The sequence below is a fragment of the Fibrobacter sp. UWH5 genome, from assembly GCF_900142505.1.
Taxonomy (GTDB): Bacteria; Fibrobacterota; Fibrobacteria; order Fibrobacterales; family Fibrobacteraceae; genus Fibrobacter.
The window spans coordinates 40,474-57,228 of sequence record NZ_FRBB01000022.1 but is presented as its reverse complement, the minus strand read 5'-3'; the positions used below and the strand labels follow the sequence as shown (position 1 = coordinate 57,228).

At 47.2% G+C, this 16,755-nt stretch carries 14 protein-coding genes; 6 read left to right on the top strand and 8 right to left on the bottom strand.

The features are described from left to right. Positions 1-57: 57 nt before the first annotated feature. Entirely contained in the window at positions 58-2,946 is a 2,889-nt protein-coding gene (locus tag BUB38_RS14085; protein WP_254794967.1) for a hypothetical protein, read from the top strand. 93 nt (positions 2,947-3,039) lie between these two features. After that, a complete protein-coding gene (locus BUB38_RS14080) occupies positions 3,040-4,431 on the top strand; it encodes a BamA/TamA family outer membrane protein (RefSeq protein WP_073161374.1) in 1,392 nt (463 codons plus the stop codon). A gap of 72 nt (positions 4,432-4,503) precedes the next feature. Here BUB38_RS14080 and BUB38_RS14075 read toward each other — a convergent pair whose 3' ends face one another. From BUB38_RS14075 to BUB38_RS14060, 5 genes are all read right to left on the bottom strand, one after another. Then, positions 4,504-4,980 carry an outer membrane beta-barrel protein gene (locus BUB38_RS14075; protein ID WP_073161373.1) on the bottom strand — a complete coding sequence of 159 codons (477 nt, stop codon included), beginning with the start codon at positions 4,978-4,980 and terminating at the stop codon, positions 4,504-4,506. A gap of 45 nt (positions 4,981-5,025) precedes the next feature. Further along, positions 5,026-7,224, bottom strand: coding sequence for a T9SS type A sorting domain-containing protein (locus BUB38_RS14070; RefSeq protein WP_073161372.1), 2,199 nt, complete (start codon positions 7,222-7,224; stop codon positions 5,026-5,028). 66 nt (positions 7,225-7,290) lie between these two features. After that, on the bottom strand, positions 7,291-7,428 hold the full coding sequence (locus BUB38_RS16455; protein ID WP_175547697.1) for a hypothetical protein: 138 nt from the start codon (positions 7,426-7,428) through the stop codon (positions 7,291-7,293). A 463-nt stretch (positions 7,429-7,891) separates the two neighbouring features. Beyond that, complete coding sequence (locus BUB38_RS16450; protein WP_073161371.1) at positions 7,892-8,167, bottom strand: hypothetical protein; 276 nt, start codon at positions 8,165-8,167, stop codon at positions 7,892-7,894. Between the two features lie 71 nt (positions 8,168-8,238). Next, positions 8,239-9,054 carry a TIGR02147 family protein gene (locus BUB38_RS14060; protein ID WP_073161370.1) on the bottom strand — a complete coding sequence of 272 codons (816 nt, stop codon included), beginning with the start codon at positions 9,052-9,054 and terminating at the stop codon, positions 8,239-8,241. Between the two features lie 208 nt (positions 9,055-9,262). Between BUB38_RS14060 and BUB38_RS14055 the strand changes: the two genes are divergently transcribed. The 3 genes from BUB38_RS14055 (at position 9,263) to BUB38_RS14045 (ending at position 13,424) form a co-directional block, all read left to right on the top strand. Continuing rightward, positions 9,263-10,504: a hypothetical protein gene (locus tag BUB38_RS14055; protein WP_139258466.1), complete on the top strand. Its 1,242-nt coding sequence runs from the start codon at positions 9,263-9,265 to the stop codon at positions 10,502-10,504. A 413-nt stretch (positions 10,505-10,917) separates the two neighbouring features. After that, positions 10,918-11,466: an FISUMP domain-containing protein gene (locus BUB38_RS14050; RefSeq protein WP_139258465.1), complete on the top strand. Its 549-nt coding sequence runs from the start codon at positions 10,918-10,920 to the stop codon at positions 11,464-11,466. 77 nt (positions 11,467-11,543) lie between these two features. Continuing rightward, positions 11,544-13,424 (top strand): FISUMP domain-containing protein, encoded by a 1,881-nt coding sequence (locus BUB38_RS14045; RefSeq protein WP_073161367.1) that lies wholly within the window; start codon positions 11,544-11,546, stop codon positions 13,422-13,424. Between the two features lie 7 nt (positions 13,425-13,431). Here the strand turns inward: BUB38_RS14045 and BUB38_RS14040 are convergent, their stop codons facing one another. After that, on the bottom strand, positions 13,432-14,406 hold the full coding sequence (locus BUB38_RS14040; RefSeq protein ID WP_073161366.1) for a KamA family radical SAM protein: 975 nt from the start codon (positions 14,404-14,406) through the stop codon (positions 13,432-13,434). A gap of 44 nt (positions 14,407-14,450) precedes the next feature. Between BUB38_RS14040 and efp the strand changes: the two genes are divergently transcribed. After that, complete coding sequence (gene efp, locus BUB38_RS14035) at positions 14,451-15,035, top strand: elongation factor P (protein ID WP_073161365.1); 585 nt, start codon at positions 14,451-14,453, stop codon at positions 15,033-15,035. Positions 15,036-15,185: 150 nt separating this feature from the next. Here efp and BUB38_RS14030 read toward each other — a convergent pair whose 3' ends face one another. Both BUB38_RS14030 and BUB38_RS14025 read right to left on the bottom strand, forming a co-directional pair. After that, the gene (locus BUB38_RS14030; RefSeq protein WP_249269281.1) at positions 15,186-16,196 is read right to left on the bottom strand and encodes a hypothetical protein; all 1,011 of its coding nucleotides are present in this window, start codon (positions 16,194-16,196) and stop codon (positions 15,186-15,188) included. A 39-nt stretch (positions 16,197-16,235) separates the two neighbouring features. Next, entirely contained in the window at positions 16,236-16,628 is a 393-nt protein-coding gene (locus BUB38_RS14025; RefSeq protein WP_101479365.1) for a hypothetical protein, read from the bottom strand. Positions 16,629-16,755 lie beyond the last annotated feature (127 nt).

Sequence of the window (16,755 nt, the reverse complement as noted above, 5' to 3'; positions counted from 1 at the left end):
CGTTTGGGACGGCTTCGCCTGCTCTTTTTACTTTCCCTTATAAATTTTGCGTTTGCAATGAATGTTGATTCATTGCCTGTGTGGGACCCCTCCATTCTTGTACGAAGTAATGGGGACGCAATAAGTACCGCTAACGGTTTGGGTTCCGTGGATGAATCATCGGAAAATGTTCGTCATGATTCCGTCGAAACCCACGGCTATAAGACCGTGCAGATTACGGTGGGCGATGGCGGCACCCAGGTGGATCAGGAGCTGCGCCTCTCTATAACGGGGCGTCTCGCCGACAGCGTATGGATTGACGCCCTGCTTTCGGATGTGGGCCGCAAGGCGGGTGACCAGACCACGGCTACCTTGCGGGAAGTGGACCAAATATACTTTCGCGTGGAATCGCCCCGTTATTTTTTGCATCTGGGGGATTTGAACTGGGTCGACAATTCCTTGGAACTGTATTCCGTTGAACGGAGTAGCCTTGGGGCCATGGGTGGTGTGCGTGGTGATTTCGGTGGGGGGTACACTGAGGTTCGTGGCGTTGTTGGCACCGACGAGGTTCAACATTTTAGACGAACTCTGAATGGTGTCAGCGGTCAGCGCGAGGGGTATTCCCTGGATGCGTCTGGTGGCTTTGTAGCCATTGTGCCCCAGTCCGAAACGGTCTGGATGAATGGGGTGAAGCTGACCCGCGGTGTAGACTATCTGGTGAATTATGCTGGCGGTATGCTGGATTTCAAGGGTTCCATTGTTCCTAGCTTTGATGATGAAATTCGGGTGGAGTACGACGCCTACGAAGATGACAACATTTATTCTCTGAAGGGGGCTGCCGCCAGTTATAGGCATCCCAACTTGTATCTTGATCTTTCCATGTTCCAGTTGGAGAACGATGTGGACCGTTTGCGTCGCGGCGTGTGGACGGACGAAGATTACAATATGTTGAAGTCTGACCGCGGAGAAGTTTTTGTTCGTGATGATTCCCTGAGGGCTTTACGTCGCCCCGATCGTAGCGCTCGTATGGGGGCCCGCCTTCGCGTTCAGCAGAACCGGCAATTCTACGCAGACTTGGAAGTGGCTCTGAACAAGAGCGATTCCAATACGGTTTCTGATCATGTGGGTGGGCCGGAAGGCAAGGCGTTCCGCTGGTTTGTTACCACAGATTCTACCAGGGACTTGCTGCATTTCCCGTTGGCCATGGATGTTTACGGCAACCGCATTATGGAAGGCTATGATGTTACGGAGTTCCGCAGCATAAATTCGGACTGGGATCCATACATTTTGCAGGACCAGTGGGATTTGGCCTACGGTGGTTCCGCTTTCTTGGATGACGACTTGCTTTACGACGAGGTAAAATTCCGCACGGCCTTTGGAAATGGCTGGTTCGGGAATGCCCTTTGGGGGTACCGCCGAAACGATGGGGAAGAATGGAATTCCTCGAGGGCGAAAATTTCGTTGCAACATCGGAATAGAAACACCCTAAGTGAAGTGGCCTTGATTCGTGTGGCTAGTACCGCAGACCGGAATATGGAACGTTACCAGGGAACCGCTTCCGCTGAATTTTTACAGGGCTTTGTACGCCCCTTTGGCAGCGGCGATTTCCGCTACACGCGAATTGATGAAACTTCTGATGTGGCAGGAATTGACGGTGGCGTGGGAGCGATACATAATGAAGTCCTGTACGGAAAATCCACAGGCGGTTTCGGGATGTATTTTGACAAAGGCTTCTTGCGTGAAAGTGCAGGAGGTCGAATCGCCTGTCGCAGGGGCGATACCTATGGCAATGAATGGGCGGATTCCTTGCGGTCGGCCATGTGGTTGCAGGAAGCGAATTACGGAGCCCGTTACTTTAGTTTGAATCACCTGCTGCAGTATGAACGTATTGCCCGCGATTCCTCCGAGGGGGGAAATAGCTGGGTGGGGGAATTGAATTCCCGAATGGGTGGTGACGAAATTGGCCTGACGGGAAACGTCACTTATAAAATCGGTCTGACAGAAGAGCAAATTTATACGGCTGTGTATAAGGCGGTGGCGCCTGGTACCGGAGATGTGCGCTATGATAGCCTGACGGGAACGTTTATCGAGGGAGTCGACAATGGCGATTTCGTTTATGACGGTATGGGACGTAATGATTCCGTGGGGGCCGTTCTTTCGTCGGACGCCTCCTTCGGATTTGATTTCCGCTGGAATCCCGGTGTGTCTCTTGGTGTAAAACGAGGAATTTTGCGTGATGTTACTTTTGGCGGTTCCTGGAATGGAGAAGGTAGCGATACGACAGGACGCACTTTGTATTTCCCTCCGGTCACTGCAGCCGCCTTGCGCCGAACCACTTCGGGACGCATCAACATGGAAGGTCTGGTGGAATGGGAACATCCGTCGGGTGTTAGTCTCGCTTATAAACCGGGTGCCACCTTTGAAAAAAAACTCAGCTCCGTTTCATATTTCGAAACGGTCTATTCCCATGAAATCGAAACGGGCTATCGCATAAATCCTGATCACTTTGTTGGGACGGACCTGTTGATGGAAGATGATGAACTTTCTGCATTGCAAATTTGGAACTGGAACATCTATGATGTTTCTTTGAAATATCGGTTTGATTTCTTGAACGGATTTTTCGTTCAGCCTCTAGGCCGTTACCGCCAGGGAACTGGAGCTGATGATCTTGATAATGATTTTGAAGCTGACCTTTGGGAAGGCGCTTTTAGAGTCGGATATAACAAGCAAAAAAAAGTGGATGCCTTTGCGAATTTTTCTGTAATCCAGGTGGACGACCGGGGGGATTACATCCCCTATCAGGTCCTGTCCGGTTATAGTGATGGCCGTACCTATCGTTTTGAATTCTCCCTTTCCATTGACATGAATGATTTTATTTCTCTGGGCTGCCATTACATTTTGCGCTTTGGTAACTCCGAGGAAAATGTTTTCCAGAAACTCAGCACAGAAGCCAGAGCGGTGTTTTAACAGTTAACAGTGATGAGTTGGTGTCATTCTGAGCGAAGAATCTAGTATCTCATAATTTGTATCTTATATTTCGTTGCCTTGATTAGATTATTCTTGACATTTCTTCTTTTGGTGAGCATTGCCTTTGGTGGTGAATGTCGTATTTCTGACGTGGTGTGGAATGGCGACCACGAGATGGCTGATGAAGCTGATGCTGCGAATCTTGTTGGAATGCCCTGCGAAGGTTTGAACGGCCCCGTCTGGAAAAACACCTCTCGAAAAATCCAGGAACGTTATGAAAATGGCGGATTCCTTGCTGCAAGTCTTGTTGGCGAACTTTTGGAAAATCCTGCTGACTCCAGTGAGGCAACGAATACCGCTGTATTGCTGTTGGAGTTGAATCGTGGCAGTGCCTGGGTGTGGGGACCTGCAGAAAATATGGATTCTACCGGAACCAAACCTGAAGTGTTCCGTAAATTGACAGGACTGGAAGTGGGCTCCTATGTTTCCCCCAGAGATCTGGAGCGGGCTAATTATAAACTTGCCCGTGTGGGGTACTTTGAAGAAGTGGGTAAACCCCGCATGTATCGAGATGCCTACCGGAACCGTATCATTCCCGTGTTCAATATGCGGGCTGCAGCCATGTCCGAGGCGGAAGCCTTGCTGACTTATTCCAGCGAAAATGACTTGTGGGAAGGTAATGTCAACGTGTCGCTGTACAACATTTTGGGGACAGCCCGCGACCTACAACTGGAAGGTTATACAGCCGCAGATTCCCGCCGTCTTGAAGGCTCCTATAAGGAACCCTGGATTTTTGGCTCTGCCTGGAACGTTATTGCCCGCGGCTATTTTGACGAAGATTCCTCAACCCGCGAAGCTTACGGCGAAGTGGGCATTAGCCGCGATATCGGTTTTGATTTTACCATTGGGGTCTTTGTAGGAATCGGTGATAATGAAAAGACGTCCTCGTTGGAGTTGACCTACACGTCCCTTGACCGGTTTGCTTTACCTCGTAGCGGAACCAAATTTTATGGACTTGCCTCTTGGAATTTTTCTCGTCCCGATTCCCTGGATCATTACTTGAAGGTGCGAGGCTCCCTGGTGCGCTATGTACCGGTTTACGCAAACTGGATTACAAGATTCAGTGGTGCCGCCGGTGGAATATTCGCTCCCGATGCTGACCTTGATCGTCAAGATCTATTTGCCTTGGGAGGCATGAACGATTTTCGTGGAATGGATTATCGATTCCTGCGTAGTCGGGCCTATGGCTATACCGAGTTCGCTTTGCTTTGGCAGGATGGTTATGACCTGAGCATTGAAGGCTTCTATATGCCGGGCTTGTATCGCGCTCCTCGTCCGGATCATGGCTGGAAGCGTGAACAGGAATACGGCTTGGTCTTTACTCAGTATCGCAAGAATTGGAGCGTCAATTTTTATTATGCCCTTCGCAATGGCGAAAGCTACTTGGATGGTATTGTGGGCGTCGGTGTCAAAACGCTGTTCTAGAATTTGAATTGAAAAAGAAAAAAGGCTTGAGTGGAAAACTCAAGCCTTTCGCATATCCGAAGGTAGAAAATGTTAGAACCAGTAGGTTACAGTAAACTGCATCTGGTAATTCTGAATATCGACTTCGGAAGAACCGAGGGGGCCCAGGTCTAGATCGTCAAACACATTGGTAAGACCGAGAATGTAGCGGAAGCCTACGTCAATGTTCGGGGAAACATCGTAGCCGAGACCGAATACCAAGCTGAATTCAAAGGTGTTCTTCTTGTACATGTCGTCGAGGAGGTTGCTTGCTGCGCTAGATGCTCCGTAGCCATAGTCATAGTCATAGTCGTTCCAACCATAGTCATAGTCGTCCCAACCATAGTCGTCACCATCGTCGTAGAAGGAACCGCTGCTAGAAACATCCCAGGAACCAGACAGGATCAAGGCAATCTGCGGACCTGCTTCTACGTAGAGGTTCATGACTGGGGTATAGTGGAAGAGAACGGGAACGTCAATGGCCCATGCGGTGTAAGAAACATCGTCGTTACCAACGCGACGCAGGTCCAAGGTGACTTCGGGGATGACGGATGCCTTTTCGGAAATGTAGATCGTTTATTTCTTCTTTGTGAATTTAAGTGAAGACATTCCGTTTGTAGTTTGAACTTTTACTACATAAACTCCCTGATTTAGGATTTCTAAATTCATGACGGGATATTCAAAACCTGTTTTAGAATAAACCTTATTTCCGAGGGCGTCATATATAACGATTGACTTTACTTCGTGGATGTCGCCTGTGTAAATGAGGTTGTTTTCCGCAAATTTGACTGTTGCACTGGCGTTGTCTAAAATTTTCGCAAACGAAGCCTCGCTGGTATCCTTACCAGGATCTATAGTTGGTTCTTCCTTGTACATGTCCGGGTTGTATGTTGCCACGATTTTATAAATGGTGGTCTTGCTGCTATCTGCGGAATGGAAGTCAAAGTCAATGGTGTCGCTTAAGTCATATTCATGGAAAATTTTATAATTCTCGGAATAGGATTTATGTGGGCCGGCAAAAACGATGGTTGCTCGCTTCAAGTTTATTTCGAAGGGGAGGTCTACGTGAACAATCTTGTTTTCCTGATCAATTTTACCTTCAAAATATGCAAGCCCGGCTTCGATAAAGAATGACTTTAGTTCGGCAACATCCTGTTCTTCAGCCTTGTGAACAACATTTGCTGAAAGAACTGTTCGTTTGTTGATTTCATTGTAGGTTATAATTGAAAGTATACTTCCCTGACCCCATACGGGGTAATCGTAGTTTGTGGGTTCATAAGAATATGTGGCGAATGGATTGGGCATTGCGACATAGAGGTCATAGTCGCTATAGTTTATACTTGACCTTTTATCAGCCAGGTTTATGCTGAACTTTTGACTCGTTGCGTTGGGAGTTGCTGCAATGGCAGAGAAATTTTTGTTGTCGGTGAGGTCTACAACGTAAATGCCAGAGACGTTGTTATCAGGCCAGACCTTTGGCTGTCTAACGACTTTAAGGGCATAAGTCTTTTTATCGTAGTCTTTAGTCAGTGTAGCATACATGCCGGATGTACCGTACATTTTCCCGGTAATAGTCAAGGTGATGTTCGTATCGGGAAGAGAAAATGTTCTTTCGCAATTTCTCCAAAAGGTGTTCTCAACTAAAAAATCATCTCCAGAACCGCAGGCAAACAGTTTTGCAACGGGCGTTCCCTTGTAGGGAAGGTCGTAAATAATCTTTCCCGTGTCGTTGGGAGATTCCGGGTCATAAATGGTTCTTGGGTAGATGTATTCCTGTTTTGTGGTGTCGATCATGAGCAGTTGGCTCAAGTAGTTGTTTTCTTCTATGACGTCAACAAATTTGAATTTGTAATAGTGAATAGGACTTCCGTTTTGTGCAATGACTTCTACAACTGAGCTTTCTAGGTCAATGGGGGTATTGAACAAGTCAACACTGATTGGCTCGCCATTCTTATACCAATTCCTTTTCGCCAAGCCGGAAAATTTTAATCCGGCGTAGTTTGAATTTGATCTGCCGGCACTGTATCGGCCATACAAATTATGACGAATGGAATCTGGTACCCATTTGTAAAGCTTTAACTCGACCAGCCCTGTGTCGCCAGAATTTTGGGGATGGGTGATTTTTGTTCCCTCTGTGCAGTATGTGCCTTGTTTAGCCAAGGTACTTTTTGTAACATCAATAATGGGGGAGTCTGAATATGTTTGGTACCACTGATAAACTTTGCTTTCTGAACAGAAGTCAAAAACATTGACAATTGCCGCATTGGTATCGCCTGGGGTTCGGCTTATGTTTAGGACGATGTCTTTGGTGCTGAGTCCGCTTTTGGACTTGAATGTATAGGTAACAGGCCCCTTGCTAAAATCTTGTGCGGTACTGGGAGTGACCGAACTGTATAATCCCATAAAGTAAGGGGTTATGCTTTCCATCTTTGCAGTGAACGGTACCGTGAAGTAGATGGTGTCGTTGCTTCTGACGTAATTGGTATAATCGCTTGTCACGCTGGCTTTTGTAACGATAACATCACTTGGGCCGCCAATGGCAATAGAATTGATGGATACACTACATTCCTTTGTAGAGAAAGTTTGCGCCTGGAAGGCTATTTTAGAGTAGTCACATTCGATTGACAACGCCTGACCACTTGAGAAGGCTCCGATTTCGTACCAGTAGCCGTCGTAATAGCCATAGGCGGCAAGACTGTTGCTTCCGCAGGTACCGCCGTAATTGACGATGCCGGTAAGGTAGCCTTCGCATGTTTCATTCGGGGTGACTGTCAAGCCAGAGGAGAACTCTGAACCGGTAATGGTTGTGGTTACGTAGCCTTTTTCCTTTACCCAGGGAGTTCAGGATTTTTGATCCAATTCAAACTTGGCGTTGGTGGTGGTGTAACCGTCTGTCTTTTCGTAAAAACTGAGGGATACCGATGCGAAGGACATTCCCGTGGCAAGTCCTAGTGCTAAGGCCGTTTTGCGATAATCCATAAAAACTCCAGAGTTCAGTCTTTACAAATGTAAGTTTTTTTTACAAAAGCAAGGGGTTTGGTATACCTAGCAAATACTAAAAAAAGAAAACCTTGTTACACAAGGTCCTTCCTAAAAAATTTTACGTCAAAAAAGGGCTTTATTAAAAATTTGGATGTCATATGATTCAATGTGAATCATATGGGATGATTTCTAGATCAATCCTGCCATGTATACCGGCAGGTAGGTGAATCCGTCCTTGACTTCCAAATTCTTTGTGTAGACGATGAACTTGTCCCTCAGCTTTAGCTGGGGGAACACGAAAGTCATTTTTTTTGTGTCTGTTTATTTTACCGAAAAATGAAAATCTTTTTGGCTAGTTTTTCACGAATTTTAAAAATCTTTAGCAAAAATCACGAAAAATACAAATCTTTTTGGCTTGTTTTTCACGAATTTTAAAAAATCTCTCTTTTTGTAGAGGGGTTTATTCGTTGTCGTCTTCCAACTGCTCCCCGATGGAGCGGAACATCGGGTCCCATGTCATTTTGCCGGCGTCATCCGGACGCACCCATTCGGCTTCGCCATCGTTCATCCACATTCTAAACTTAGTCATTTTAACAGTACAAGAGGTTTCGTCACCGGTAACGTGGATCCAATATTTAAAACTGAGGTTTAATTTCTGAGCAGAGACTGTGCCATGCCCATTGTATGTTTGGATGTTGCCCGTTACAACCGACATGGCCTTGAATTTCTCTGTCACCAGTTTTCCTTTTTCTGGTTCATCCTTGGCAATAGGAATTTTTTCATAAGGCTTTTCCTTGCGTATAATTTTTACACTTTCTTTGTTAGGGGAAACATCTGCAGGTTGATTCGAAACACTTGATTGATGTTCTTGGCGGCGGAAGTGATGGCTGTGATTCGGTCGCGACAATCCTCTAGTTCGGCGGTTACTTTCTTGTAGGTTTCCTCGTCGCAGCCGCAGGTGATTCCTAGAAAGTGGCGTTCGTCCTTTGAAAACTTGCCGATGGCTTTTTCGGCGAGAGCTGCCATTTGACGCTGCATTTCGCGCATGGCGCGGGGGAGGCTTTCCTTGGAACCGGTCACGTTGGCGTCCGTTTGCGTGTAGCGTCCCTTTTCATCTTTTTCCAGAAATCCGGAATTCACCAAAAACTGCAGAGTATTTTCAACATCTTCAGCGCAAATTTTTTCGTGGCAGACATCTGCGATTTTCTTGGAACTTGCTCCTGGCATCAAAGGGGCCAATTCACGAAGGACAGGGTACTTCCAGGATTCGTAAAAAACATAAGCATCGGCATCGATGATGCGGGCTTTTGACTTGCGGGCCTTTTTGCGCAATTCCAAAGTCAGTGCTTTCCGGTCGGCTTCGTTAGTGGTGTTGTCTATGGCGACCATCAGCTCAAAGAAGTCCTGTTCGCTGGCAGATAAATTCATTACGGCTGCAACGAATCCCGCCCTTTTCTTGCTTAGCTTGCTTTTCCCGTCGCAAACAAGCTTTAGGTAGTTGGGGGAGGCAAATCCTGCTAATCTGTTGAATTCACGCCAGGAGAAAGCGGAATGTTTTTTGCGTTCCTCAAAATAATCCCTGATGTAATCTCGATAGTCACTGTATCCAAAGATGGGTTTCATGGATTTGAATATAGTTTTTTGATTTGTCAATTCGGATTTTGAAAATGTGTAGTGAAATTGACTTTGGAATAAATTCTTGAAAAACGGTTTTCTATATGATTCACAATGAATCATATAGAAAGTGAAAAATGCCAGTGAGGTAAAGAATGCGAAGAATGTGCGGGACTACAACAGTGTTTAACGCCCTCAAAAAGCCTAAATTTAGGGTATGAAGATTTTTTATTCGCTGGTATTAACGATAGCCTTGTTTTTTGTAGCGTTTGGTTGCTCCGAAAAGGAAACGGCGGGCAATGCCACGGAACCCAATACGATTGGCGAATTGGAATCGTCCAGTTCTGTGGCTGTGGTGCCCCAAAGTTCTTCAGAAGTTCATGAAATTATCTTCACCACAAAACCGTCTAGCGAAAATCTTCTCGGTAGATCAGTTGTGCGTGTTTATCAAGAAGAACAGGGTGCGCAAGGTACATGTACCGTGGGTGAAATCGTCTTTACTGCTGCGTTCAAGATTGTAGGCAGGGGCGTGCTTAGTTATTCAAGTGCCCAGTCGGTTGTGTCTTACGACATGTGTGATTCCCTATGGAAGGATATTTCTGAGGAATGCCTTGCAGACGATGCAACCTTGCTGGATGAAAATGAAAACTGCAATGAAAAATCCTTCGATGTCCTGTGTCGCATAGAACGGACTGGCGAACGTAATTTCGATCATGAACTTTCTGAATTTGAAAGACGCTTTGTTTCTGCTTGCGACAAGTTGGCTAACGCAAATCCTGGCGAACCGACATCCGGCCGCTTTGAATCAGCAACGCTTCCTGATGCAGGTCCTTCCGGTATTTCTAGCGGTTATGAGCCGATGGTAAGTTCCTCCAGTGAAGATCCTTTTTATGAAGAAAAGGAACCTTACAGTTCCTCAGCAAGATCCTATTCTATGGAAGAAATTTACGCAGAGGAACGTTCCATGACACCGGAAGAAATCCTTGCATCATACAAGCCCGAAATAAAGGTTGATTCTTCTGCACATCAATATGGTCATGGGGAACCTTGGTATGAAGTTATCTTTACGGGAGAACGAACCTTTGTTCATGAATACTATGATGAACATGGTTGGCGTGCGTGTGTTGTTTATGTGGATGAACCGCAAAATGGTCTTGAATTGCATATTCTTGATGATGATTATATAGCTATCATCCAACAGTATTTGTCCTTGAATGATAGGACTGTAAAATCTGTGGAACGCCTTTTAATTTCTTCCAATAATCATAAATTGGTTGATGAAAAATATGTCCCGAAATTTAGTAGCCAATGTGCAGAAAATGAGGGCGAATTGACAGACCATCTGCAGGACGACAAATACAGATATTGGACCTGCGATAGAATTTTAAAGCCTACTGTTTCTGCAAAGCATTATCTGTACGAACGTGCGCTGGAACTGAAAACCAATTGTGCGGAATAGGAACGTTTTTTTCGTGTCTAAACTCTAGACGGTCTTTAATTTATTGATTTGTTGCCGGAAATACCTACTAGGTTGTTAAAAGAATTTGAAAAATATATGTTTGTAACATATGGAATCTAATGTTCATAATCTGCGTTCTTGGTCTGTTGCTTACAAAAATGCTCTTGAGAAATGGCGAGAGGAATCAAAATTTCTGTTTGATAATCCCGACGACGCTGAATTCATGGAGCATGCGTTTGAAAGGACCTCCGAAAAAGAACCATACAAGGAAAAGGAAATTTGGTAAGGTAAAATCAATCTCGGAATATTTTCTTTTGAAAATTCTAAGCAATTATGATTAGAAATATCATCCGAAAACTAATGGCCTTTGTTACGGCGTTTTTTGGACGGACAAGTCCAAGGTGTTTTCGGGTGTGTTTGCTTGTTTCTGGTCGGTTCAGCATATTGCCTGTGTCTATGGTACAGACGATGGCTTAGAATGTGACGATGATTGCCTTTACGATCCCGTAGTCGATACAGTTGCCACGTTGGGTGATTTACCACCTTGTGACTATATCGGAAAGAATGACGATCCAACGTCTGAAGAATGGATGGAAATGTGGCTGTTCGTTACCGAGGATAACGGTTGTGAAAATGTAGGGACCAGCTTGAAAACGGATAGCCTCTGGAGCGAATATCTTAAGCCCAGTACAAACATTGTTCAGGGGAACGAAGATGCGCTTGTTGGAACGAACCGCTACGGATTCAACGCCGTTCCTGCTGGTAGTTATAGTTATTTAGAAAAATCCGACGAACTTTATCTTCTAGGACACTTGACCCGTTTTTGGTCAAATGATAACTACCGTGGTAAAATTATGGCGGATTCCTGGGTTATAGATTTTTGGGGTGACAATTTCTTCGATGACGAGTCTGCGAATCCTAATTGGCGAATATCCGTCCGTTGCGTAAAAAATTTTGAATGAGAAACTTTTGTGGCGAAAATGTTTAGAATGTAATTGAAGAAAATCGTGCTTTATTATCTTTAGTATGAGGTTTTATTATGAAGTTTGGTTTTTGGAAAAGTTTGATGACTGCTTGCCTGGCGACTTTTGCCACGTCGGCATTGGTTGCTTGCGGTGGCGACTCCAGCTCTTCTGCGGAATCAGGAATTTCCAGTGATTCCGGCCCGAGCGAAGAAGAAATTGCCCAGCGTTGCTATGAAAAGTTCGGTACGACGGAAAACGATACCTGGGCAGAAACCTTATCAGGAAACGAATTCATTAGCAAGCAGGTTTGCGAAAGCATTTCGGAATACATGAGCTACCAGCTTGCTTTCTATGCAAGGTGCACCTCTGCGGATTATAATTCTGCAAAGAACCGCTTCGATATCGAGGTCATTACAGAACAGAGGTATATGCATATCTGGGCGGAGATGGATGGTTGCAGCTATAAGCTGGGTACCGATGGTGACATGGAACCGCTTATTGCCAAGGGTCGCCAGTGGACTTTGGATGACTGCCTTTGCAAGGAAAATGCTGAAAAGACTCTCTATCGAGAAATCAAACCCGAGGAAAAGGTGGAGTCATCTAGCTCTTCCGAGAACGTGGAATCCAGTTCTTCTAAGGATGTATCCTCCTCCAGTGTCCTGAACGGCAGTGCCGGAGTTGAAGGATCCAGTTCCTCTATCGAAAAGGTCTCCAGCAGCAGCCAGCCTGCAGTAGGCGAATTTGTGAAGATTGGCAACCAGGAATGGATGACTAGGAATCTCGATGTAGATGTAGAAGGAAGTTCCTGCTACAACGACAAGCCGGAAAATTGCGAAAAATATGGTCGCATTTATACATGGTCCATGGCCATGGACATTGACATTTCCTACGACAGAAAGAAGTACGGTGAGACTAAGGAACCTCACCAGGGAATTTGCCCCGAAGGTTCACACTTGCCAAGCCATGAGGAATGGAAGCAACTGAATGAATTCATCAAGGCAAATCCGGAATACCTGACCTATTTCCAGAACCAGTACGGCGGAGCCTACGATTACAAAGGTTTCTACAGAAGTGTCGGCTCCGAGGTGACTTTTATAAGTTCTACAGAATACGATGTATCTGGATCATCATCCCTCTACGAATATGCCTGGCTTTGGTACATTCACGACAACCACATCTATTTTTATAAAGATAACGGTCATAAATACACTGGCGCCTATGTCCGTTGCGTAAAGGGCGAACTCTCTCCCAACACAGTTCCGTCCTCGTCATCTGGCAATGCCACGCCGGTTCTCGAAGTAGCCGAAGGCTGTAACGACTATGGCTACAACAGCAACTGGGAATACCTGAATCCGGATGTGGAATACGGCTGCATCTTTGACGAACGTGATAGCCATTATTACAAGACTGTCTATGTGGGCGATCAGCTGTGGATGGCCGAAAACCTGCGCTATGAGGCTACCGTCGGTAGTTCCTGGTGCTTTAACGATGAACTAGACGAATTCGGCGATTGCAACGAGTATGGTCGTTACTATGGCGGCAACGCCATTGCTACAGACGACCCCATCTGCCCCGAAGGTTACCGTGTGCCTAGCCAAAGTGATGTAAACAAACTTATTGAGTACATGAAGAATCAAGAAGCCGGTGTAGAAATTTTCATGGCAAAGACGGATCTGTGGGATCTGCCCAACGAAAACGCATTTGAAGGAAACAATGCTACCGGACTTACTATGCTGCCGGGCGGCCTTCGTGGCTACGACAACGGACGTTTCTATGAGACCGGCGTTTACGCGGACTATACCCACCGATTCCACATGTGGTTAAGCGACAGGTATAACGGCCTTGTTGGCAACTATACCTTCTTGTTTAGCAACATTACCCAGTGGGGCGGCTCCTATTCCATTACTGATAAGGAACGTGGCTTCGGTATTCCCGTCCGTTGCATTAAGGAGTAGCTTTGAGTTACACCGGCGTCTTGCTTTTTTCGCCGGCGATTTCGCGAACCAGGCGAGGCACCAGATAGCCAGGAAGCTTGGTGCGAATTTCTTCGATAAGGGCCTTTGCCTTTTCGTCGCTGACTTCGTAGTGGGCAACGCCCTTGGCGTGGTCCAGCTGGTGCAGGTAGTAGGGGAGGACGCCCTGCTCAAAGAGCTTACGTGAAAGCTTGGTCAGGGTGTCCGCGTTGTCGTTTACGCCCTTCAGAAGAACGCTCTGGTTCAGCAGCGTCCAACCGCTGTATCTCAGCTGACCGAAAATTTCCATGCTGCTTTCGTCCAGTTCGTCGGGATGGTCCACATGGCTTACCAGCACGCAATCGAAGCGGGCGGGGAGGTCTCGCAAAAACTCAAAATGTTCCTGTACCAGGTCAGGGCGCATTACGGGCAGACGGCTGTGGATGCGTAATGTTGTTACGCTGGAGTGGTCTGCGATGGACTCGACCAGGGCCTCGAATGATTTGGGGCTCAGCATCATTGGATCGCCACCAGAGAGAATCACTTCCCAGATGTCGGTGTGTGTGTCCAGCCAGGAGCCGACCTCGGCTGCAATATTCGGAGAACTTTGGAAGGGATAGTTCCTGCGGAAGCAGAACCTGCAGCGGACACCACAAGTGGCGGTCGTTACGATAAGGGCTCTGCGGTCGTATTTCTGGATGACGCATTCGCTCTTGCCTGCGTCCAAGTCGCCGACTGGGTCCATGACGAAGCCGGGAATGTCGGCATATTCTTCTTTCGTGGGGAGCACTTCCCGCAATAGGGCCGCCGGTTCCTTGGCGTTCTTGATCAGGTCTGCGTAATGCCTGGAACAGCAGAAAGGGAACGAGGGGGCGTGGTCCAAGTTGGCCAGATAGGGCGTATTTGCAATCAAAGTCGCAAAATCCGGGCCTAAATAGTCCAAAAAGTCAGAAATTTGTGTGAATACAAAAGCGGGGTGTTCCATTATATTACTAAATTTAGAAACATAAAACACAAAAAGAGGATAATATGGGTACTGTAAGCACCAACGAATTCCGCAAGAAGCTCAAAATCATCGTCGACGATCAGCCGTACGAAATCATTGAAAACCAGTTCGTGAAGCCGGGTAAGGGCCAGGCTTTCAACCGCGTTCGTATCAAGAACCTGGTTAACGGCCGTACTCTCGAACGTACCTGGAAGAGCGGTGACACTGTTGAAGAAGCAGATGTGACCTTCACCGAAATGACTTATCTCTACAACGATGGCGAAACCTGGTTCTTCCTGGACAACGACACTCAGGAAACCATGGAAATCCGTAAGGAAAGCATGGGCGGCTGCGAAATTTGGCTCCTCGACGGTGCTACCGTTGAAGTGACCTGGTGGAAGGACCCGAAGTCTCTGGCTACCATCCCCGTCGAAGTTATTCCGCCGACCTTCGTTGACCTCATGATCATCGACGCTCCTCCGGCTGTCCAGGGCAACACCAGCGGTAACGTTCTCCGTGAATGCACCGTTGAAACTGGCGCTAAGGTCATGATTCCGCTGTTCATCGAAAACAACACCAAGATCCGCGTGGATACCCGCGACGGTTCTTATTTGGAACGTGCCAAGTAATTCGTCGGGATGGTAACCTCCGATAACTTGGCACTTCGTCAGGTAAGGAGAGCGTACTTTCGGACTGGATCTTGAGAAAAAAAGCCCATCGGCGTTTTGCCGGGGGCTTTTTTTCCGTTCACAGTAATTTATGTGGTGGGGCTTGAGAGGTTATTTCAATGCGGTGCGGAATGCTTTGGCTACGGCATCCGGATTGTCGGATTTCAGCCAGCTTAGGGTTTCTGTTCCGCGATAGCTCCAGGCGAAGATGTTGTCGATGGCGGCCTTGCGGCTTTCTTCGACGGCGATGGCGAGGTCGTTTTCACGGCCTGCTTCGATTTGATAGGCCTTGATCCACATCTGCACGTCTTTGCCGAATTGCTTGGCGACGTCGGTCAACTTGCGGGCGGTTTCGGCGTATTTTTCGCGGACCCATTCCTCGGTAGCTCCCTTTTCCCAGTAAGGGTCGCTGGCCACTTCGTCTACGGATTCCAGTCGGGCCACCTTGCTCCAGTCATCAAGGCCTGCAGGGAACCAGGGGGGCAGCATGCAGACGCAGTTGCGCTTGCCGCGGGCGTGAACGTCTTCTGTCATTTCCTTCAGGAAGTCAATAAGGCTGTCTTCGCGGAACTGAAGGACGTCTCGGGCTTGATCCTGCTGCATTTCATCAAAGGGGGCGGCGGGCATATCGTAGCCGAAACGTTGGCGGAACTTGGCGCAGCAGACGGGGCAGCGGCAACTCCAGTTGCTGAGACCGCCCTTTTCGAAGTAGAAGTGGGGCTCATCCCAGAAGATTGTGTCTACGGCGGTGTTGCAAACGGTTTCAATCCACTTGTGCATGTATTCCCTGAACTTGGGATTGCTGGGACAGGCTGCAACCTTGGGTTTCCCGTCTAGAGCAACCTGGCACATACTGTGGTCGCGGGCGGTCAATTCCGAATAGGCTTCTCCGCCAAACACGCGGCCGATTCCCCAGGGGTTCACGTAGACCTTCAGTCCGAGGTTGGCGGAACTGTCTACGATTTCCTTCATGGTGCCGTAATAATACTGCTGGTCTTCTTCACTCCAGGTGTGGAGTACTGCGTTGAATCCTGCGGCCTTGATGTCGGCCATGTCGGCAAGAACATGCTTAGGGGAGCGCACGCCAAAGTAGCTTACGCCTTTTACTTTTACTTCCATCATTTTCTTTAAGGTCTGACTTTTTAAGTCGGATGAAAAAATCTAATTGTTACTGGCCCATTGGGGGGATCCGTTACGGACCAGGACTAACTCCAGTGTCTTGTGCCATTCTTCTTCGCTGACCGGCTTGCGGATCCAGTAGAAACCGTTTTCTTCGCAATCCTTGTCGGGGAGGGGCATGGAGTCGGGGACCAGTTCCACAATCCAGGATTCGGGGATGCCGTCGTGAAGTTTCTTGCTGAAAATCAGGTTTTCGGCCTTGGGGCGGTCGGCATGGTCCAACACGATGAGGGCCGGGGATTCGCCAATAATCAGAGCCGATTCCAGAAGGTTCGTGGCATCTTCGATGGTATTGCAGGTGTAAAGGGTAGCATCTTCGGACAGTTCATCGTGCTCCAGCAGCCAACGGAATGTCCATTGGCTCAGCTTATCCAAGCTGCCTGGTGAAGACGGTGAAATGAAAAAAATGTGACCCATTGGCTAAAATGTAAAAAAAGATAAAGCAAATTGTTCCGAAATTGGCGATTTTCCTCCGTAAAAACTACATTGTTATTGGAATCAG